The organism is Qipengyuania sp. JB2-7, assembly GCF_055693485.1.
Genome location: NZ_CM146335.1, coordinates 1,112,467 through 1,130,670, shown reverse-complemented (window position 1 = coordinate 1,130,670; position 18,204 = coordinate 1,112,467). Strand labels below are relative to the sequence as shown.

Sequence of the window (18,204 nt, the reverse complement as noted above, 5' to 3'; positions counted from 1 at the left end):
TATGCGTGCAATCGCCGCTTTTGGTTTTCTGACTGCGCTGGTGAGTGCCGCCCCAGCCTATGCGACGGGTAATGCGACCGGCGATACAACTGACGGTACGGCGAATTCGTGTGAGATGGATGCGCCAGAACAATGCCTGCTGGCGGCTCGTGAGGCTGCCCAGCGAGCCCTCGCCGCAATTGATGTGGCTATCGCGCACGAAGCTTCTGATCGCTCCCCCGGCGACGGTGATTTCGGGCTGATCAGTCCCATCGCAACCGATGCCAAGGGCTTAAAGGTTACCGGGCGGCGTATTCCGCCAAGCAACAAACCCGATGTCGTTGGCGCCTTCAGAATTTTTTGCGGTACAAGCCACTTCGCGCGGGTCGATCCGATCGTATTTCCTGGACGAACGAATGCCGGCCATCTGCACCGCTTTATGGGAAACACGCTGACCGATGAAAACTCCGACTATGCGAGTTTGCGCAACGCCGGAGACAGCTCTTGCTATGGCGGATCGCTTTATCGCACGGCCATTTGGGCACCGGTACTGTTTGATCAGGATGGCCTGATCGTTACGCCCGATTACACGACGCTCTATTACAAGCGGTATCCGGTGGGATCGAAAAAATGCGAAGAGCGCGGCGAACGCTGTGTCGATCTGCCCGTGGGATTGCGTGCGATTTATGGCACAAATTACAAAACCGACGCGCGCCAAAGCCCGAATGTTCGCTTTGACTGCTCAGGCCGTAATCTGTCACAATCCATTGCCGAGGCCGTTCAAGACTGCAAACCGGGCGAGTTTTTGCGCGCGAGCGTTAGCGCGCCCGATTGCTGGGATGGGAAACACACGGACGCGCCCGATCATCAGGCTCATCTCGCCTATGCGACCCGCCAGAAAAACACCGGCGTCCGGCGGTGCCCCAAAACGCATCCGCTGGTCATTCCCACCGTCACCTATATCGAAATTACGACCCTGCAGGCAGACGATCGCCCGAGCGAGTGGCGCTATTCCAGCGATGTGATGGCCAATGCGGCGGGTGGCACGACCTTTCACAGCGACTATTTCGAAGCGATTGAGCCGTGGGTGCGCGATACATTTCACCGCGAGTGCATCGATAAACACCTGTCGTGCGTTTCCGGTGATCTGGGCGATGGGACCAAGCTGGCACGACCGCCAGGCTTCGACTTTGATCCGAAGCCGCGCCTGACAGTTCAGCAAGCCTTGGCGTATATGCGGCCCGTTACTCAGTGACCTCTTTACGGCGTGCCCACCAGATTGCGAACACACGCGGTCCACGCACCAGATAACGATGCCACAAGCGGCGCGGCTCGCTCAGCAGCCGGTACAGCCATTCGAGGCTGGCCTTCTGCATCCAAGCAGGAGCCCGGCTTTGCGCACCGCTCAAAAATTCAACGGACGCGCCAATACACAAAGCAACGCCGCGAGCCTTGCCCCGATCTTTGACGCGCGCGCAGGTAATTTCGCTCTGCGGTGCACCAAATGCCATCAGCACCAGATCGCAAGCCTCCCGCTCGATAAACTCGGCGATCGCCGCCTGTGCGCTCTCATTCTCGCGCACCCCCATGGGCGGATCGAAATGGACGATACGCTGATCCGGCAAGTTATCACGCAACCATTCAAATTCGCGGGTCTTGCCACCAATAAGCGCGATTGAGCCGAGCCCTTCGGCTTTATTCGCCAGCAAGTGTTTTACAAGATCACTGCCCGGCACAAGGCCTAGCTGCTGTCCAGAAAGTCGCCCAAGCCGCACAAGAATGCGGCTATCATTGACGCACAAATCGCTGTTCGCGACAGCCCGTCGATACACTGACAGCCAGCTCTCTGTACCCGGGTCATTGAGCATGACGATATGATCGACATTGGGCGTAACAAGGTAGGAAAAATCGGATCCTTGCGCGGCGTCTCTCACCCAATCTGCCGCAACCGGAACGCTGCACCGCGAAAATGGCGCACCGAGAAACCGCACTTTGGGTAGAGTGGACACCTCTGCGCCTTGCCCGCCGTCGGCCATCCGGTCAGCGCCAGCTTTGCCCGGTCAGGGGGTTGGCCGGGCGCGCGCCCGGTGGCAGATCGACCGCATAGTTTTGCTGAGCTTCAGACTTGCCCCTCGCCGCCTCTGCCGCGCAAGCCGTGTTGCCCAGCTTTTCACACGTTGATCCAAATAGTTCCCACGTGCTTATGCGCGCGGGGGCCGTTTTTGTGAGACGCCGTACCGCTGACAACGCGGCCCGTCCGCGGTCTTGGCTCATCAGCCAATCGGCAAATTTGCTCGTGAGATCATGGTCTTGCGGGTGAGTGTCGATCCCCTCACGATATATCCGCTCTATCGCGCTCGCTCGACCGGTGGTGGCATATGCGCGGGCCAATATGTGATATCCGTCGCTGCGATCCAGGCAATCTGTCGCGACCACTTGTGCGGCACGGATGGCCTCATTCGGCTGACCCGTTGAAAGCCGCGCCTCAGCCAACGCCGACAATGCGTTGCATTGCCCCGCATCCTCCTCAAGGATCGCCTCAGCCTGCTCATCCGCATCGCCGCGTCCTTTGCGCACGCCGATCCGCGCCAGCATGCCCCTCGCTCGGTCGTCATCAAGGCCAGCTACCAAACGCTCAGCACCTTCAAGATCGCCCTGTTCGAAAAGAAAACGCGCCGTAACCAGCCGCGCATCGACCCCGCCAGAATTTGCGAGGCTTCCGATTTCATTGCTGGTGAGCGGCGTTTCATCATATTCACGCCAGAACTCCGCCAAACGTCCGATAGCATCTTGATTTTCACTGAACTTGCCCAGCGCCTCCAGGCCGAAACGGCGCGCCCGTTGCACATCGCCACTTTTGTAGAGGATGTTAATCTCATCCATTGCGAGATCGACGCTGTTGGGCTCATTCGAACGGAGAAAGGCCAATTGTTGCAGCATGATTTCTACGTCCGGCATTGCACGCGCATTCTCCAGCAAAGCCGTGGCAATCATGCGATTATTGCCGATCCTCTCTGCCTCGTCATAAAGCAGATCCATCGCCTCCTGCTGCTCTCCGCGCAGAAATTTGCCGCGTGCCCGCAAGATAATACCGCGTGGATCATCAGGCAGGAATGAATTGATCCGCTCACCCGTCTCGACGACCTGATCATATTCCTTGCGGATCAGCGCATGTACACCCTTGGCCAAAAGGACATCTGGCCGCTGAGGGTCAATGGCCAGCGCCTTGTCGATTGCCGCGCGGGATCTGCGAAAGTTGCCGGTACTTAGGCCCAATTGAGAAACGCCAACCAGCGCGCCCAGATTATTGGGATCTATGGCTAAAATAACACGGTAAGCCTCGTAAGACGCAATTAGATCGCCCATCCGGTATTTGATAAAGGCATCCAATTGCAGAATTTCGATCTGGTCATCGCGATGCCCAAGCGCCCGCGTCACAGCCATCCGTGCAAGAGGCAATTGGCCCTGCTCCAGAAAAACCTGAGCTAACTCCGCCTCTTTCCGGGCCTTGTCGAGCGGGCTCTCAAACAGGTTGGAGCAAGCCGCCAAACCAAGAAGCAAAGGTAAAAGAATGATACGACGCCTGTCCCATACAGGGAGGAGGGTGCCGACAAATGATTGGCGATGCGACATCGCCGTGTTAATAGCCTCGCCAGACAGATAGTCCAGATTTATGACGGGGTTAGAGTTTTGGTAATGAATAGTGCCTCTTTGCGGGACAAATTTCGCTTGTCCATGATCGGCATAGCGGGAAGCCTAGCCCTTTCAGCATCCAGTATGGCGGTCGCTCAAGACGCTACAAACACTGCAGAACAGCCCACTGAGGCTCAGCCTGTCGCTGCGCCACCGCAGACAACACCCGCGCCGCAGCAAGTGATCGAGCAAACCCCACCGCCACAACCGACACCATCGATTTCAAGCTATCAAATCAATGCTGGCGATGCGTTGGAAATCTATGTCTGGGGCGAGGAACGCCTCCAGCGCAGCCTGAAGGTTCTTCCCGATGGCAGCATCGCATTTCCACTTGTCGGCCAGCTAAAGGTCGCCGGAACCCTGCCGCAGGATGTTGAGCGCATGGTTCGCGACCGGCTGCGCGGTCAATATCGCGGCGAAGTGCCAGTGGTCACTGTTTCCGTCAGCGAGACGGCGGGCTTGCAGTTTTCGATCATGGGTAAAGTCCGCTCGCCCGGGGCATTTACGGCAGGCCGCTATTTGAATGTGCTGGAGGCGCTCAGTCTGGCCGGGGGGCCAGCAGAGTTCGCCAACCTCGACAATGTCACCCTTATCCGAGAGCAGGAGGGGCAAGTTTATTCGACCCGCCTTCGCCTCGCCAACCTTTTCCGCCCCGGCGTAAGTGCGCGCGATGTTGAACGAGCCGGTATCGTTCGCGTGCTGCCCGGCGATGTTCTGATCGTTCCGTGAGAATTGATATGATCCGCAAGAATTTATCCCGCACCAGTGTTGCGTTGTTGTGCAGTTCCGCACTGTTTGGCGCGCCCATCACTGCGCTTCACGCGCAAGCCACCAAAACGGGCGTCGACATAAATGTGATCGCTGAAGTCGCGAGCAATCCGATTTTGGATCAGTCGGACACCGACATCGTCCCCGCTGGTAGCATCGAAATTCGCCCTTGGCTGCGAAGCGAGACCGCGACAACGACATTCGACCTGCAAGCGTTCGCAAGTCTGCGTGAGTTTACTTCTGATTACGATTCAGAAGATCGTTATGGCGGTACTGCGGCCATCAACACTCAGGCGACCGAGCGGGTCTCTCTATTCGTGCGCGGTGGTATTTTCTCCAGCAATGCGCGCCGCAGCAGATTGCTGGATGCCGGCCTACCGCTGGTGGTCGATGAGCCAGGCTTTCCACCCTTACCTGTCGACCCCGCTCTTGGCGACGACATAACCGTGCTTGGCCAAAGTGGACGTACCACGAGCTGGAACGTCAACACCGGCGCTCAGGTTGTGGCGAGTGATCGAGATACGATCAGCTTTGGCCTGGGGTACCAAGACCTGTCGCTTTCTGATGAGCTACAAGGTCAGGACTATAACTCTGTAAACGCCGATGTTTCGTGGCAGCATCGCCTGGCCGAGCGCACGACAGTTGGTGTGTTTGGCGGCGCGCGTACGAACAATTACGACGATGAGAATAATGGCGATGCCACGACCTATTCTGGCGGCGCATCTCTTATTCAAGACTTCGGGGGCGGTGTATCGCTCGAATTGACTGGGGGCGTTGCCCATACCGAGGTTGACACAACGCCGCTTGTACCAGGACGTGATTTTACCACGTTTACTACGCAGTCGGCGCTGTGTCAGCGCGACGATCTGCGCAATCTGTGCCTCAGCTATCGGCGCACGCCATTACCGACATCGCTTGGCGGCGTTCGCAATTCAGAAGCGCTTAACCTATCAATGTCACAGCGCATCTCTGAGAGGGACAACGTGTCTGTAAGCGGGAATTACTCGCGTACGAAGGGCACAGAGCAGGGGCCGATCCTCGTCCCCGAAATCGAGTTCGCCGATGTTAGAGGCAGGATCAATCGCCGTTTCAATGATCAACTTGACGGATTTCTCTTTGCCGGCGTGTCACGGCTTTATCGTCCCGATCTACAGACAGACGCCGCCATTAGTGCTGGCGTCGGTGTGCGTATCAAACTTGGGGCACGACGATGAGTGAGTATGGCACTTCTGCGGATGATGCGGGCGCCGGGATTGGTGCATTCTTCTCGCAATTTCCGTCAATCCTGTGGCAGCGCCGCTGGTGGCTGATCATTCCTGCGGTGATTGGCATTGTTGGGGGCCTCGCCACTGCATTCCTGTTGCCGAAACAGTATCAATCATCGGCTATTCTACTGGTGCAGGCGCCAAGCCTGCCCGCCGATGTCATTGGCAATCAGCCAACTGAGGCGACCGAACAGCGCATCGAGGCCATTCGGCAACAGATCATCAATCGGCCTGCGCTGATCGGCCTGATTGAGAACAACAACCTCTATGCCAGTGAACGCGAAAGCGCGCCTCTGTCAGAACTGATTGAGGAAATGCGTGACGCGATTACGCTGACCCCGCAAGCGATTGAAATGGGCCCTGGTCGGCAGGGTCAAACAATCTCTGTCCGCTTGGCGTTCCAATATAGCGAACCGGCTGGCGCACAGGCGGTCGCCCAGCAATTGATGGAGCGTATTGTTGAAGTCGATGCGACAACCAACACCGCTCAGCTTACCGAGACAGTTCAGTTTCTGACGGACCAGCAGTCTGATCTGCAAACCCAGATCACCGATATGGAGGCCCAGGTTGCGGCCTTTAATCGCCAGTATGGCGGTATTCTGTCAGCCGGTGGGGCACCAATCATCGCCGGCGGCGGCGGTGGTTATGATTTCCAGATTGCCAGCCTAGAGCGCCAGATCGAGGATCTTCAGGCACGTCGCGCTTTGCTCGACACCGCTGATGAACGCGACCCCGCTGTGGTCAACGCCGAAGCGGCTCTGGCCTCTGCAAGAGCCCGTTATACAGAAGGCCATCCAGATGTGGTCTTGGCCAAACAGCGTCTGGAACAGGCAAAAATATTTGCGCAACAAAACGTCGAACGCGTTCCGGTTGAGAGTATTGATCGCCAGATTGCCTTTAACCGCACGCAGATCGCCGAACTGCGCGCAGCGAAAGCGCGCACTGACGCTCAGGTCACGGCCATGATGACCAATCGCGCTCAGGTCCCAGCCATTCAACAGCAGGGCGATCAATTGCAACAACGGCTGGCGACGCTTTACGCACAGAATGAAGAGATTTCTGGTCGTCTGCTCGCTGCGCGCGCTGGTGCACGTGCCAATGAAGAGCAGATGGGTGAACGCTTGCGAGTGGTTGATCCGCCAGTGATCCCTGACACACCATCCTCGCCCAATCGCCCGTTGATTATCGGCGCAGGCATTGTGGGTGGACTGGGTCTGGGGCTCTTACTCGCGCTCGCTATTGAGATACTCCTGCACCCTATTCGTGATCCTTCGGCGCTTACCCGCATTACGGGGACACGGCCTCTTGCGATGGTTCCGGTCATCGGTCCATTGCCCGGTGAAGGTGATGAGACGGAGGCCAAGCCCGGTATACTCAAGCGACTGATGTTCTGGCGCAAGAAAGATCAGCTCCATGCTGACTAACGTGAAAGACGCTCCAATGACTGAGCCAAAACACACATTTGATGCAGATAAGGCTATGGTGCTGACCATCAGCGAAGATGTGTTGGATGAGCAGCTAATTGTTGGGTTCAACAGTTCTGACGGGCGCTCTCGTCCGTTCAATCTGCTGCGCACGCAGCTAACGCAATTTATCGAGGAAACCGGCGCCGGCCTGATCGGGATCACCAGCGCCACCCCGGCGTACCGGTAAGACTTTCCTGTCGAGCAATTTGGCTGCGGCAATGTCAAAGATTGAAACGCGCAAGGTCCTGCTATGTGATTTTGACCTGCGCCGCGGATCCATCCTTTCCCGCTTTCCCGCTGAGGTTCCTATCGATCTGGGAATGTATCTGCGCGGTGAAGAGGAAGACTGGACCAAAGCCGTTTACCGCGTGAATGATACGGGCCTGTATGTGCTCCCGTCCATCGCATCGCTTCAGGGCAGCAGCGAATTGCTGAGCGGCACGCGCTTTGCTGATCTTATTAGCGGGCTTCGCGCCTTGCCTGAAGACTTCTTGGTCGTGTGCGACTTGCCTCCTGTTTTCGCCAACGACGATGCCATGCTCTGCATGCGCGAAATTGACGGCTATCTGCTGGCGGTTGATCATGGCCGCACGACCACAGGTCAGGTCAAGGAAACGCTGAACCTGCTTGAGCCCGCGACATGTATCGGCACTATTCTCAACCGGTATCAGGGCGGCTTTGCCGATGATTATGGCTATGGCTATGGCGATCCATACGGCCTGAAGGAATACGGCAAGCGCAAGAATTGAGCGCGTAACCGCATCGCCAAACGCAAAAAGGGCCACCATCACTGGTGGCCCTTTTCTTGTTTCAGTTGAGCAGGTCAGGCTGGCGGATTGTTACCGTCATCGCCGTTGTTGCGGCTGAAGAAATCAGCTGGCGGCCACTTCAACACTTTATAGACATAGGCAGCAACCAGCGCGAGTGCGATCGCTGCGCCAACATCAGAGTGATTGTTGCCAATGTAATTGGAGATTGCGCACCCCGCAGCGGGTACGAGGTATTCCGCCAGATGATCCGGCGGTTCCTCTTGCGAAGACCGGCTGAGCATCAGCACCACCAGCCCCCCAAAGGCGATGACTGTGATCCAGTCCCAAAACGTTTCCATCCGTTCTCTCCTTAGCGGACTTTGGAGCCGCTCTAACGGTTTTGGCCCGCATGATGGCCCGGCACAGGCCACCATTAGTGCACTATTTCATGTTCAATAGGGGGTTTTAGCGATTAGGCCAATATTCAATGCGTAAATTCTGTCCCAATGCGGCAACGTCCACATTTGAAACAGGGCAGTTTGGGGCTACTCGAAGCGGAACACATCCCGTAAAGCGACCACGCTTCGCCATATCTGGCGGAATAATTGAGGGGGAGCGCAGTGGCGCGTCTTGACGATCAGCCAGAGCCAATGGACGGCGGCACGAGAGAGAAACCGATCCGGTTTCTCTTCGCGCTACCCGGCTTCCATCAGGAGGAACGCGGGGCTGAGGTCGCGTTGCTGTCTGTGGCTGACGAGCTAGCCAAGCAGGGCGATACAGTAACGGTCATTGGTTCGGGTCCGCCCCGCGATGGGCCGCAATATGAATATCGCCAAGCCAAGGCGATCAATCGGCGCAAGCTTGAGTGGCTACCAAATTTCCCGCCGTTTCGGTCTGAAACCGTGTGGGAGGATGCGAGTTTTTCCCGCAGCCTGAAACGAGCTTACGATCCCGCTGAGTTCGACGTCGCGCTTACGTGTAATTTTCCCTTCAGCCACTGGGCCTTGCGTCGCCATGGCGGAGAGAAAGCTCCGCTCCACATTTTCGTTACGCAAAATGGCGATTGGTGCGCGCGCAGCGATAAGTCAGAGTTTCGCTACTTCTCATGCGACGGCCTCGTCTGCACCAATCCTGATTATGAGCGGGACAATTCGCCGCGCTGGCGCACTGCGCTCATTCCCAATGGCATCGATCCCAGCCGTTTCCGCGGCGTTGAGGGTGATCGCGCCGCGTTCGGTATCCCCGAAGGCGTGCCAGTGGTGCTGATGGTCAGCGCATTTATCGAAACCAAACGTGTGATGGATGGAATGCGCGCGGTGGCTCCGCTAGATGGCGTGCACTTCGTCTGCGCTGGCGACGGACCGCTGCGCGACGAAGTTGATGCGTTGGCGGCACAGATTCTGCCAGGACGCTTTACCCGGTTCACGACGACTGCAGACAAGATGGCGACATTGTATCGTTCCGCAGACGCTTTCTTGCACATGTCCCTGCATGAGAGTTTCGGGAATGTCTTCGTTGAGGCGATGGCTGGCGGATTACCGATTGTTGGCCATGACACGCCGCGCCTGCGCTGGATCGTCGGTGATAGAGAGACGCTGTGCGACACGCAGGATCAGTCTGCGCTGACTGCAAAAATCGCGCGCGCGCTGGAGATCGGTAGAGGTGATTTTGATCCCCGCGCTGATGAGTTTGCGTGGTCAAGCATCGCCAAGAAGTATCGCGCGTTTGCGGTACCGAATTGATCGCGGAAAGCCACACCAAGTGACAACCATGCTGGCCGTTCTTGCATGGCTGCTCGTCATCATGGTCGGGCTGCCGCTTCTCGTGTTCGTGCTGGAAATGCTGGCCGGGCTGTGGCCGAGCAGAAACGCTTCGGTTTCAGCAGGTGACAACACTCCCACGATCGTCGTCCTGATGCCCGCTCACAACGAAGCCGCAGGTATTGCGAAGACGTTGAGCGAACTCAAAGCAGTCAGCCCGGCTGAAACCCGCGTGGTGGTGGTCGCCGACAATTGCACTGACGATACCGCGCAGATTGCACGCGATTCGGGCACAGAAGTACTTGAGCGGAGCGATCCTAACAATCGCGGCAAGGGGTTTGCACTCGCCTTTGGGCGCGATCATCTGGCCTCAGAGGATACCCCGCCCGATGTTGTGATTGTGCTGGATGCTGATTGTCGGCTCAGCAATGGTAGCATTGAGACGCTCGCCAATGAGGCGTTAAAGCGACAAGTCCCGGTGCAGTCCGTCAATCTGATCGATGGCGATTTGGCCGCACCGCCAATGGTGCAGGTGTCCAGCTTCGCGATGGTGGTCAAAAACCTGTTCCGGTCGCGCGGCATGCAGCGCCTTGGCGGGGCAGCCCTGCTCACCGGCACGGGTATGGCCTTCCCATGGTCCATTTTCGGGAAGGCGGAACTGGCGACCGGCAACATCGTCGAGGATTTGGGGCTTGGCATTGCGCTGACACGCGCGGGCAAAGCGCCCCGGCTGATCGCTGGGGCCAATGTACGCAGCGCGCCTGCTGATATGCGTGACGCGCTGGCTCAGCGTACTCGATGGGAACATGGTTTCCTGCAAACGCTGCGCAGCCATGCACTGCCGACTGTTTTGGGCGGATTGCGACGCTTCTCACTGTCCGAAACACTGCTGGGCCTGCACCTGATGGTGCCGCCATTGGCCTTGCTGGTCATGCTGTCCAGCACGGTTTGCGTCCTGCTGGCGGGGCTTGCATGGTTCACCCATATCTACTGGCCGCTCACCGCTTTGGGAGGCTTGCTGGCTCTTGCGCTAATACTCATCCTGATCGCGTGGTTGGCAGGTGGCCGACCATTCCTGAGCGGCGCTGCGTTGCTGCGCATGCCATTTTACGTGCTTTGGAAAATTCCGGTCTATGCGGGCTTCATCAAAGGACCCGAAGCAGAATGGAAACGCACCCGCCGTCGATAACGGTCGGGTCGCGCCAGCGCTGCGGCGCTAGCGCAGATTGCTTTCTTTCATCGACCGCGATGTGCCGCGCAGCTTACGCAAAACGCGGCGGGCAATGCCGACCAGGTCGCGAACAATCGGGACTCGATCAAAAAACCGCTGATCGCCGACATCGGTACGCGATGCGCGCTGCGCCCCGACCTTACAAAACACTGTCTTCAATTCAGGATGTGCACGCCGCAGCCATACAAAGGCGCCATCGATGGGTGGACGAATGGCCGGATCGAAATCCGGTTCTTGCGCCGCCTGAGCGTCTGGCGGAAAGTCAGGCTCGAGATATCGCGTCAGATAATCAAGCGTAACCGCAGCCCCCTTGGGCGAGAAGCCCATGAAGTGCGATCCGATAATATCGCTATCGGCAGGATCACCATCGCCGAGAAACTCAAAACCGCCATAGAAAATGTCCCACTCTTCCGGCAGCTGATAATCGAATATCTCTGGCAGCAAAAAGTCGCAGTCATCCTCAAGGATCAAAACCGAAGCATTCGCCGCGACGGCCTCTTTAAGAATTGCCAGCCGCCCCAAAAAATTCCCATGCGAGCCGACCCGCAGGAACGGTCCGCTATCCTGGCACGCAATTGCGGAAAAGAATGCGACCCGGGAATCGCCCGCCATGCCAACCCTCGCCAACTCGCGCTCCATTTCGGCACGACGGTCAGTTCTGCTGGGCAGATTGACAATGCGAACCTGATCAAAGGCCGCGAACAACGGGGCTGCTGCGTCAGTCATGATTTGCCTTAAGGTTGCGCATACGCACCTGATAGCTGATCCGCCTCAACGGAACAGCTATCATTGCGTCAACATGGATTGTAAGCGCTCTTACTCCGTCAGCGACGGCGTCATGTCTTCGGTACCGCCATCAGCGGTCAGATCAGCAGCCTCGTCGGCGCCTTCAACCGGGCCGTAGCCTGGCTGATAATCGATACCGGCTTCTTCCTTCGCAGTATCAAGGCGCTCTTTCAGCGCCTCTGCCACGGCACGCTGGCTCATTGTGTTAAGCGCAACGGGACGCGCATTCTCACCCGTGATCGGCGCATCCCGCATCTGCAAAATTTGCGACACGGTGACAAACGGACCGCTGGGCACGATAATCGGCTCACGCGAGCCAACGGCGACCACCTGCTCAAACAGGTCAGTTGGCAGATTACCACTGTCAATGCGGGTGTTGCCCTGCTGGAACTGAATGCCCAGGCGATTAAGCGCAGCGACCACCTGGTCCATGTTCGTGGTGTCAGCAAGCGCTGCCAGATAATCATCACGCTCAGGCGTGGGGAAACGGATCTGGTTCGCCGCGAATACCTTACGCTCTGCAAACATTTGCGGGTTTTCGGCAATAAATGCGTCAACCTCTTGATCGGATGGTCGCTCCAAATCGCGACCGATATTCTGGCTCAGCATCTGCACCAGCAGCGCCTCTTCCACCTGACGGCGTCGAACAATGTACTCAGGCGTATTCTCGATCCCATCGTCACGCGCGACTTGCGCCATCAGACGGCGGTTGATGACGTTCTGCAGCGCGGCATTGCGGGCAACGGTTTCGTCCTGCCCTTCTGGGATCTGATTGTTTTGTAGAGCAGCGTTGACCTCTTGCAGGGTGACTTCATCACCATTGAGCACGGCAACGACTTGCCCCTCTGGCTGCTTATCGCCGCACGCAGCAAGCAGTGTCAGTGATCCGGCGAGCATCGCGCTCGCCAGCAGTTTTGTCTTACGGCTCTTCGGCGCGTGGCTAGCCACTGCTGTCGCTTTGGAGTGATCTGTCATGAGATACCGCCCTTCCCTAAAATCTTCGGTCAAATGTGGTGAATTAAGCTGGCACGCCGTTACCAAACAAAAGCCCTTTGAGCTTCGGCGGTGCCAATTCGTATAGTCCGGTCACGAAATCCTCAAGCGCAGGCAATTCAGTATCCATGTCGTCGCCCAGCGTGGAAACGCGTGCCAGCATGCCGTCGGGGATCACGCCAAGAATATTCGCCTTTGCAACGGTCAGGCGCTGCTGAGACCATTGGCGCGGGAATTCTTCACCGACCCGCGTCCAATACAGCACAACTTCATCGCGCGTCCGGCTGTCGGCGGAAAAGAACTGCGTGGGCAGTTGTTTCTGGCCGGGCAGTGCGATGTCCAAGGGCTGCGTTGGCGATAAAACAAAACCGCCGGCTGGATAACAAATCTCTGGGCGGTGGATTTGCAACACGCCGCCCTGCTGATTGTTATACGCCATAAGGAACATAGCGACTTTACCCTGCGGATTTGTGTAAATCCGGGTTACCAGATTGTCGTACAAACGATCCGACAGCGCGTCCTGCGGCGGCAGGACGAGCCCGCTTTTTGTCATGAAGCTCCATTGCCCGATCTGGGCCGGCATCAAATCTTCAAGCTCACCCTCTTCCAGTGCCGGTGTGTTTGGCGTCGGCTGGCGCGCCTGCGCGAAACCAGCGACACTGGCCATGCCGATACCCAGCAGCACTTTGCGACGATCGAGATTGCCCAACGAGCCTTTCTTTGAAGAGTCAGGCATGGCTAGCCTCCTTATCGGTGTCCGCAGATGGTGCGTTCATTTCCACATGATCCATCTCTTTCTTACCCATGAAACGGCTCAGCACCATATCAACGAGGAAGATCAGGAGCAGCGCCATCGCAAACATGGTGAGGCCCGCCATATCATGCAGGAAGCTCTGCGCCGCCGCTTCACCGGCGTGATATGTAAGCAGGATCAGGATCAGCACGCGGATGAAGTTCGCTGCAATTGCCACGGGCAACACAAACAGCAGCAGTGTGAATTGCAGCTTCCGCTCACCCATGTGACGGATGTAGATGTAGAAGATCGTCAGCGCAGAGAGCGAAACAATCGAGTTCAAGCCGGCACATGCCGCGGCAACGAGCAGCTGATACTGCCCAATCTGGATCGTTACGCCAGTGCCGCCAATGGGATAGCCGAACAGGTCGAGCAACCAGATCGCGCTCTCACTGATCGCCACTTTGATCGGCAGTGTGAGCGTGTAAATGACGGTGTCAGGTGGCGGAAAGATAAACGCCAGATAGATGATCGGAAAAGCAAGCTTTATCAGTGGCTTTGCGCCAACCAAGGCGTACGCACCGATGACGAGCACGCCGTACATGACGTACCCTTCAATCTCAATGATCTGAGTAACCCGCGCGATCGTGTAAGCCAGCAAGGCGGGGATCAGCAGGCCAATGACTTTCCAAATCGCCGGTGCTTCGGACAAATGCCGCACCCCTGGCCACTCCCGCCATAACAGCCAAAGACCGGTCATCAAGACGATTGGGCCGTGCGCGCCTTGTTCACCCGTCCAGGTCTCTTCAGCGACAAAGACCATCGTTGGAATACAAACGGCCAGCATCCCGACCAGCCAAATGACGTCAGGCCAGCGCATATCAGACAGGCTAAAGCCTTGGTTCGCCGCAGGCTTCGTGCTCGCGGCGGGTACATCAACATCGCTGTCGACAGTGTCGGTAACCGCCTGATCAGGCGATTGGTTGGCGCTTACGTGCTCCATAAAAGCGTGCGTCTATACCCTGTGTAATATGGCCGCTAGGTACACAGCCACTCCCAAAATGTGTTGGAATTATCGAGCACAGGCGAGATCGGGTCAAGCCTTGTGACGCGCGGGTGTCTTGTAATCGCACATGTCGCACGTAAGGTCTAAACGCGCTTACATACGGTAGTGTTTTCCGGTTTATTTACTCTGGCGGATTATCGGTTGGTTTGCGCGCCTTGTCGTTGGTTTTGAATGCAGGTAAAAATCGAGCATTTACTATGCGTTACTCGTTTCTTCTTTTTGCGTTCTCTCTACTCGCTGCCTGCAGTGGGAGTGTGAAGGAACGCCCGATTTCCGAATTCGATCTTGGCAATATGGCCGTTCTGCAGGAACTGGGTGAAAACCTGAAGAGCGATGAACGGGCGGCTTTGGCAACGTATGTTGTGGCACACTGGTCCGGTTCCAGCGCATTTTGCGGTGAGGTTCTGGTGGATGAGACGGGGCGAGCGCCGGAGACTATAGGCGATGCCATCACCATGACGCTGTACCGCGAGGAAGAGCGAGAGCGTCGTCTGGCCGAGGCAACGCGCCCACGGACTTCGATGGAGAAGCTGATTGATCGCCGGGACTTTCTGCTCGGCCAACAAAACCAGCTCTACGCTCGCAAAACGCTGTTGTTCGATGAATATGGCACTGACGCTCCAGACTTGCCGCAAATGGCGGCTATTGAGCGTGAATTGCAGGTTAGCCTCGCCGAGACTGCCAAGTTAGCGCAGGATATTCAGGCAAAACGCGCCGCGCATTTCGCGCAATCTGACGGCTAATTCTCCGCGCACTCATTGCGCCGCTTGCAACAAACGGCACGTCTCAATTCGATTCACCGACAGCCAAAATACTACCAAAGGCAATCAAAGAACAGGGTCACCGGCGTCAGCCACCTCCAAACTGGGAGGGTAATACTACGTGCCCTGTTCGAATTACCGCGTTAGTAAAAACGCGCAAGCTACTCAAAATATTAAATTTTTGGAACTCCCCGGTCGCAAACGCGATATGGCTAACTCATGCTTAACCATATCGTTCGACCCCGCCTTAACGTCGTTCGGCCATTCGGAATTCAGAACGAAAACTGGTGGGTTTCTTTAGCATGCGTAGCTTCAAGACTGTATCTCTTCTGACCATTTCCTGCCTCGCGCTGACGGGGTGTGGTGGCGGTTCGGCGAGCGCGCCTGCATCAACCGCCGCGGCGATTGGCAGCGATCCGACGCCAGCACCGACTCCGACTCCGACCCCTACCCCAACTCCTACACCAACCCCGACGCCCACTCCCACATCGGGCCCGATCGTCGGAAATAACACCACTCAGGGGTTCCCACAGTTGGATCGAGTTCCGACAAATTTCACTGTCGATGACGAATTGGTCGCGACGTGGGGTACCGGCGCCATTCCGGCAAGCGCTGCGCCAGATGTTGTCGGTGCCTTCCGATTCCTCTGTAAACCCAGCCACCTCGCCTATGATGACCCGATTGTATTCCCTGGCGAAAAAGGCCGCTCGCACCTGCATATGTTCTTCGGCAACACAGAGGCTGATGGCGACTCCACCTTCACTTCATTGAGAACAACCGGCGACAGCACGTGCCGCAATGCGCTCAACCGCTCGGCATACTGGATTCCAGCCTTGCTTGACGGGCGCGGCAGCGTCGTAATGCCAGAATTTATCTCGATCTATTACAAGCGCTATCCAAACAATGACCCCAAATGTGCCGAGGGCGAAGGCTGCATCGGTCTACCGCGCGGTCTACGTTATATCTTTGGGCGTACAATGGATGGTGGACTGCCTGAGAGGGCGAGCGCCGTACACTTCAACTGCGATGGACCGGGCGCCACGCCGGGGCATTATGAGACTTTGGTTGAGGCGGCGCAAAACTGCCCAAGCGGTGCTCGTTTAGGCGCGGTCATCGCGGCACCGGATTGCTGGAATGGTACGGAACTGGATTCAGCCGATCACCGCTCTCACATGTCCTATGAGGTTCGCGACCGGAACACTGGTATCGCCAGCTGCCCCGCGAGCCACCCATATCGCATTCCAACCTTTACGCTGAGTACATGGTACGAGACCGATGATACGCTTGATCGTTCCGGCAATACAGACCCAAGCATTCAGACATGGCATTTCTCATCTGACCGTGCGGAAGGTCGCACGGCCCTGACATCAGGGCTGACTTTCCACGCCGACTGGTTTGGCGCCTGGGACGATGATGTTCTGGACGAATGGATGACAAACTGCATCAATTTGATGCTCAACTGTTCAGGCGGTGATCTGGGTTCCGGGCGTCAACTTGCAGGCTTGGAAGCATATACAGCCGACTATGCCCGACGTGTCGCGGTTCCAGCGCGTCCACAATAAGGCCGCGATCAGACGCGCGTTTTTGGGACTGACAACGCCCGGGCAAAGTCAATAAACTCGGCAAACGCCAAGTAGATATGATAGCCGGTTGCTGGCGTTATGTCAGTGATCAGGGGTTCGCGCTCGGGCGAAATCACATCGATCCACGCACCCGGGATGGCGTGTTCAACGTGGTCTTCCCACAGCCGCTTTGCCGTTGCCAATATCTCTTCCGTCAGGGATTCACTCGGTTCCGAAGTCCACAAGGCGATGTGCCCCTTGAGCTTCTCCGTAGGGCCCCAGGTCCGTTGAAAGTTTTCTCGCTCTGATCCGTCGAGATGCTGCGATAAAGGCACCATATTCGTGCCCGCAATCAAACGCATGGCGTTATCATGCAGCGCTGACGCGAACTGCGCTGGGTAGCGCCCTCCCAAATCGCGCATACGCCCCAGAATCCAGACCCATTCAAACATGTGCCCGGCTTCCACGCGGTTTTCCTCAATCCCGTTACCGGCATATTCGAGCAAACATCCGTTCTCTGCATCATAGAATGTCTGCTCGACAAACTGCGCAAGCGCCTCTGCGCGTGCCAAAGCAGCCCTGTCACCCGTCGCTTCAAACCAGGCCAGCGAAGCCTCGGCCAAATGCATATGCGGATTTTGCTCGCGCAGGGAAGTTGCAGGCAAACGTTCGCGATATCCCCCTTCGCTTGCGGGCCGCTTCAGCAATGCATCAATCGCTGCGCACAATTCTGTGCCTGCGTCAAATGCCGTTTGAGACTCAAAAACCTCGTAAACAGTCGCAAAAGCCAAAAGCGCAAAGGCTGTGTCATAGGTTTCTGCGCCGTCATCGGTCAGGCCATGTCCGGGCTTGACCCGCCGACCGAACAAGCCATCAGGCCGCCGACACTCATTGATAAGGACAGCAACCCCGCGATGCGCCAACACTTCGGCTCTCGTTCGATCCCATCCAAGCTTTGCCGCCAAAGCGAATGTATACGCCATCCGCGCCTGCAGCCTTACACGGCTATCTTCGCCAACGATTGGCCGCGCATCGAGATCTAGCCGCTCGAAAAAGCCGCCATCAGGATCGACCGCGCGCTCCGCCCAAAATGGGAATGAGCTTTGCAGCATCCAATTCTCACATCGGTCGGCAAGCGCGTCAAAGCCTGCCTGCATTTCCGCGCTGATCTCCACATCGAAACTCATGAATTGGCCGCTCGAAATTGTGTCCGCGCGATCAAGCCGCCGCAACTTCAACCTGTTGCCAATATTTGGCGATAAAGTCACTATGCTTCGGCAACTGGCTGACTGATTTTTCGATCAGGCTGCGCACGTCACCCATGAGCCGTCGCAACTGGGGGTCTGATAATCAAGCGGCGGTGCCCATTCTACGGCCTCGTCAGGTGGTGCA

At 57.0% G+C, this 18,204-nt stretch carries 18 protein-coding genes; 10 read left to right on the top strand and 8 right to left on the bottom strand.

What is annotated here, in order from left to right:
* Position 1: 1 nt before the first annotated feature.
* Entirely contained in the window at positions 2 to 1,234 is a 1,233-nt protein-coding gene (locus tag ACZ1GM_RS05575; RefSeq protein ID WP_472678506.1) for a DUF1996 domain-containing protein, read from the top strand.
* Here ACZ1GM_RS05575 and ACZ1GM_RS05570 read toward each other — a convergent pair.
* Together ACZ1GM_RS05570 and ACZ1GM_RS05565 are read right to left on the bottom strand one after the other, a co-directional pair.
* Complete coding sequence (locus ACZ1GM_RS05570) at positions 1,224 to 2,015, bottom strand: WecB/TagA/CpsF family glycosyltransferase (protein WP_472678146.1); 792 nt, start codon at positions 2,013 to 2,015, stop codon at positions 1,224 to 1,226. The two genes, ACZ1GM_RS05575 and ACZ1GM_RS05570, sit on opposite strands and share 11 nt — an antisense overlap.
* A 4-nt stretch (positions 2,016 to 2,019) precedes the next feature.
* Positions 2,020 to 3,528 (bottom strand): tetratricopeptide repeat protein, encoded by a 1,509-nt coding sequence (locus tag ACZ1GM_RS05565; protein ID WP_472678145.1) that lies wholly within the window; start codon positions 3,526 to 3,528, stop codon positions 2,020 to 2,022.
* A 147-nt stretch (positions 3,529 to 3,675) separates the two neighbouring features.
* On the opposite strand from ACZ1GM_RS05565, the gene ACZ1GM_RS05560 reads away from it, so the two are divergent.
* From ACZ1GM_RS05560 to ACZ1GM_RS05540, 5 genes are read left to right on the top strand one after another with little or no spacing between them, the layout of a single operon-like run.
* Positions 3,676 to 4,401, top strand: a complete 726-nt coding sequence (locus tag ACZ1GM_RS05560) for a polysaccharide biosynthesis/export family protein (protein ID WP_472678144.1) — start codon at positions 3,676 to 3,678, stop codon at positions 4,399 to 4,401.
* Positions 4,402 to 4,409: 8 nt separating this feature from the next.
* Positions 4,410 to 5,654, top strand: a complete 1,245-nt coding sequence (locus ACZ1GM_RS05555) for a porin family protein (protein ID WP_472678143.1) — start codon at positions 4,410 to 4,412, stop codon at positions 5,652 to 5,654.
* On the top strand, positions 5,651 to 7,129 hold the full coding sequence (locus tag ACZ1GM_RS05550) for a GumC family protein (protein ID WP_472678142.1): 1,479 nt from the start codon (positions 5,651 to 5,653) through the stop codon (positions 7,127 to 7,129). Before ACZ1GM_RS05555 ends, ACZ1GM_RS05550 begins: the two co-directional genes overlap by 4 nt.
* 16 nt (positions 7,130 to 7,145) lie before the next feature.
* Positions 7,146 to 7,358, top strand: a complete 213-nt coding sequence (locus ACZ1GM_RS05545; protein WP_472678141.1) for a hypothetical protein — start codon at positions 7,146 to 7,148, stop codon at positions 7,356 to 7,358.
* 31 nt (positions 7,359 to 7,389) lie between these two features.
* Positions 7,390 to 7,920 (top strand): P-loop NTPase family protein, encoded by a 531-nt coding sequence (locus tag ACZ1GM_RS05540; protein WP_472678140.1) that lies wholly within the window; start codon positions 7,390 to 7,392, stop codon positions 7,918 to 7,920.
* A 74-nt stretch (positions 7,921 to 7,994) separates the two neighbouring features.
* On the opposite strand, the gene ACZ1GM_RS05535 is transcribed toward ACZ1GM_RS05540, so the two are convergent.
* On the bottom strand, positions 7,995 to 8,279 hold the full coding sequence (locus tag ACZ1GM_RS05535; protein ID WP_472678139.1) for an XrtV sorting system accessory protein: 285 nt from the start codon (positions 8,277 to 8,279) through the stop codon (positions 7,995 to 7,997).
* 261 nt (positions 8,280 to 8,540) lie between these two features.
* Here ACZ1GM_RS05535 and ACZ1GM_RS05530 point away from each other — a divergent pair, with 261 nt between their 5' ends.
* Both ACZ1GM_RS05530 and ACZ1GM_RS05525 read left to right on the top strand, forming a co-directional pair.
* Positions 8,541 to 9,662, top strand: a complete 1,122-nt coding sequence (locus ACZ1GM_RS05530; RefSeq protein WP_472678138.1) for a glycosyltransferase family 4 protein — start codon at positions 8,541 to 8,543, stop codon at positions 9,660 to 9,662.
* Positions 9,663 to 9,690: 28 nt separating this feature from the next.
* Positions 9,691 to 10,869, top strand: coding sequence for a glycosyltransferase family 2 protein (locus ACZ1GM_RS05525; protein WP_472678137.1), 1,179 nt, complete (start codon positions 9,691 to 9,693; stop codon positions 10,867 to 10,869).
* 27 nt (positions 10,870 to 10,896) lie between these two features.
* Here the strand turns inward: ACZ1GM_RS05525 and ACZ1GM_RS05520 are convergent, their stop codons facing one another.
* The 4 genes from ACZ1GM_RS05520 to xrtV all read right to left on the bottom strand — a co-directional run bounded on the left by ACZ1GM_RS05520 (position 10,897) and on the right by xrtV (position 14,426).
* The gene (locus ACZ1GM_RS05520) at positions 10,897 to 11,637 is read right to left on the bottom strand and encodes a hypothetical protein (RefSeq protein ID WP_472678136.1); all 741 of its coding nucleotides are present in this window, start codon (positions 11,635 to 11,637) and stop codon (positions 10,897 to 10,899) included.
* Between the two features lie 90 nt (positions 11,638 to 11,727).
* Positions 11,728 to 12,672 carry a hypothetical protein gene (locus ACZ1GM_RS05515; RefSeq protein WP_472678135.1) on the bottom strand — a complete coding sequence of 315 codons (945 nt, stop codon included), beginning with the start codon at positions 12,670 to 12,672 and terminating at the stop codon, positions 11,728 to 11,730.
* A gap of 43 nt (positions 12,673 to 12,715) precedes the next feature.
* Positions 12,716 to 13,426: an exosortase-associated protein EpsI, V-type gene (epsI, locus tag ACZ1GM_RS05510; protein ID WP_472678134.1), complete on the bottom strand. Its 711-nt coding sequence runs from the start codon at positions 13,424 to 13,426 to the stop codon at positions 12,716 to 12,718.
* Positions 13,419 to 14,426 (bottom strand): exosortase V, encoded by a 1,008-nt coding sequence (gene xrtV, locus ACZ1GM_RS05505; protein ID WP_472678133.1) that lies wholly within the window; start codon positions 14,424 to 14,426, stop codon positions 13,419 to 13,421. Before xrtV ends, epsI begins: the two co-directional genes overlap by 8 nt.
* A 317-nt stretch (positions 14,427 to 14,743) precedes the next feature.
* Between xrtV and ACZ1GM_RS05500 the strand changes: the two genes are divergently transcribed.
* Both ACZ1GM_RS05500 and ACZ1GM_RS05495 read left to right on the top strand, forming a co-directional pair.
* Positions 14,744 to 15,232 (top strand): hypothetical protein, encoded by a 489-nt coding sequence (locus ACZ1GM_RS05500; protein ID WP_472678132.1) that lies wholly within the window; start codon positions 14,744 to 14,746, stop codon positions 15,230 to 15,232.
* 305 nt (positions 15,233 to 15,537) lie between these two features.
* A complete protein-coding gene (locus tag ACZ1GM_RS05495; RefSeq protein ID WP_472678131.1) occupies positions 15,538 to 16,812 on the top strand; it encodes a DUF1996 domain-containing protein in 1,275 nt (424 codons plus the stop codon).
* Positions 16,813 to 16,820: 8 nt separating this feature from the next.
* On the opposite strand, the gene ACZ1GM_RS05490 is transcribed toward ACZ1GM_RS05495, so the two are convergent.
* Positions 16,821 to 17,999, bottom strand: a complete 1,179-nt coding sequence (locus ACZ1GM_RS05490; RefSeq protein ID WP_472678130.1) for an AGE family epimerase/isomerase — start codon at positions 17,997 to 17,999, stop codon at positions 16,821 to 16,823.
* Positions 18,000 to 18,204: the final 205 nt, after the last annotated feature.

Bases quoted from the DNA above. Each gene is read 5' to 3' on its own strand.
- ACZ1GM_RS05575 (WP_472678506.1), top strand. From the start codon at position 2: ATGCGTGCAATCGCCGCTTTTGGTTTTCTGACTGCGCTGGTGAGTGCC.
- ACZ1GM_RS05545 (WP_472678141.1), top strand. From the start codon at position 7,146: ATGACTGAGCCAAAACACACATTTGATGCAGATAAGGCTATGGTGCTG.
- ACZ1GM_RS05540 (WP_472678140.1), top strand. From the start codon at position 7,390: ATGTCAAAGATTGAAACGCGCAAGGTCCTGCTATGTGATTTTGACCTG.
- ACZ1GM_RS05555 (WP_472678143.1), top strand. From the start codon at position 4,410: ATGATCCGCAAGAATTTATCCCGCACCAGTGTTGCGTTGTTGTGCAGT.
- ACZ1GM_RS05570 (WP_472678146.1), bottom strand. From the start codon at position 2,015: ATGGCCGACGGCGGGCAAGGCGCAGAGGTGTCCACTCTACCCAAAGTG.
- xrtV (WP_472678133.1), bottom strand. From the start codon at position 14,426: ATGGAGCACGTAAGCGCCAACCAATCGCCTGATCAGGCGGTTACCGAC.
- epsI (WP_472678134.1), bottom strand. From the start codon at position 13,426: ATGCCTGACTCTTCAAAGAAAGGCTCGTTGGGCAATCTCGATCGTCGC.
- ACZ1GM_RS05490 (WP_472678130.1), bottom strand. From the start codon at position 17,999: ATGAGTTTCGATGTGGAGATCAGCGCGGAAATGCAGGCAGGCTTTGAC.
- ACZ1GM_RS05520 (WP_472678136.1), bottom strand. From the start codon at position 11,637: ATGACTGACGCAGCAGCCCCGTTGTTCGCGGCCTTTGATCAGGTTCGC.
- ACZ1GM_RS05535 (WP_472678139.1), bottom strand. From the start codon at position 8,279: ATGGAAACGTTTTGGGACTGGATCACAGTCATCGCCTTTGGGGGGCTG.
- ACZ1GM_RS05525 (WP_472678137.1), top strand. From the start codon at position 9,691: ATGCTGGCCGTTCTTGCATGGCTGCTCGTCATCATGGTCGGGCTGCCG.
- ACZ1GM_RS05560 (WP_472678144.1), top strand. From the start codon at position 3,676: ATGAATAGTGCCTCTTTGCGGGACAAATTTCGCTTGTCCATGATCGGC.
- ACZ1GM_RS05515 (WP_472678135.1), bottom strand. From the start codon at position 12,672: ATGACAGATCACTCCAAAGCGACAGCAGTGGCTAGCCACGCGCCGAAG.
- ACZ1GM_RS05550 (WP_472678142.1), top strand. From the start codon at position 5,651: ATGAGTGAGTATGGCACTTCTGCGGATGATGCGGGCGCCGGGATTGGT.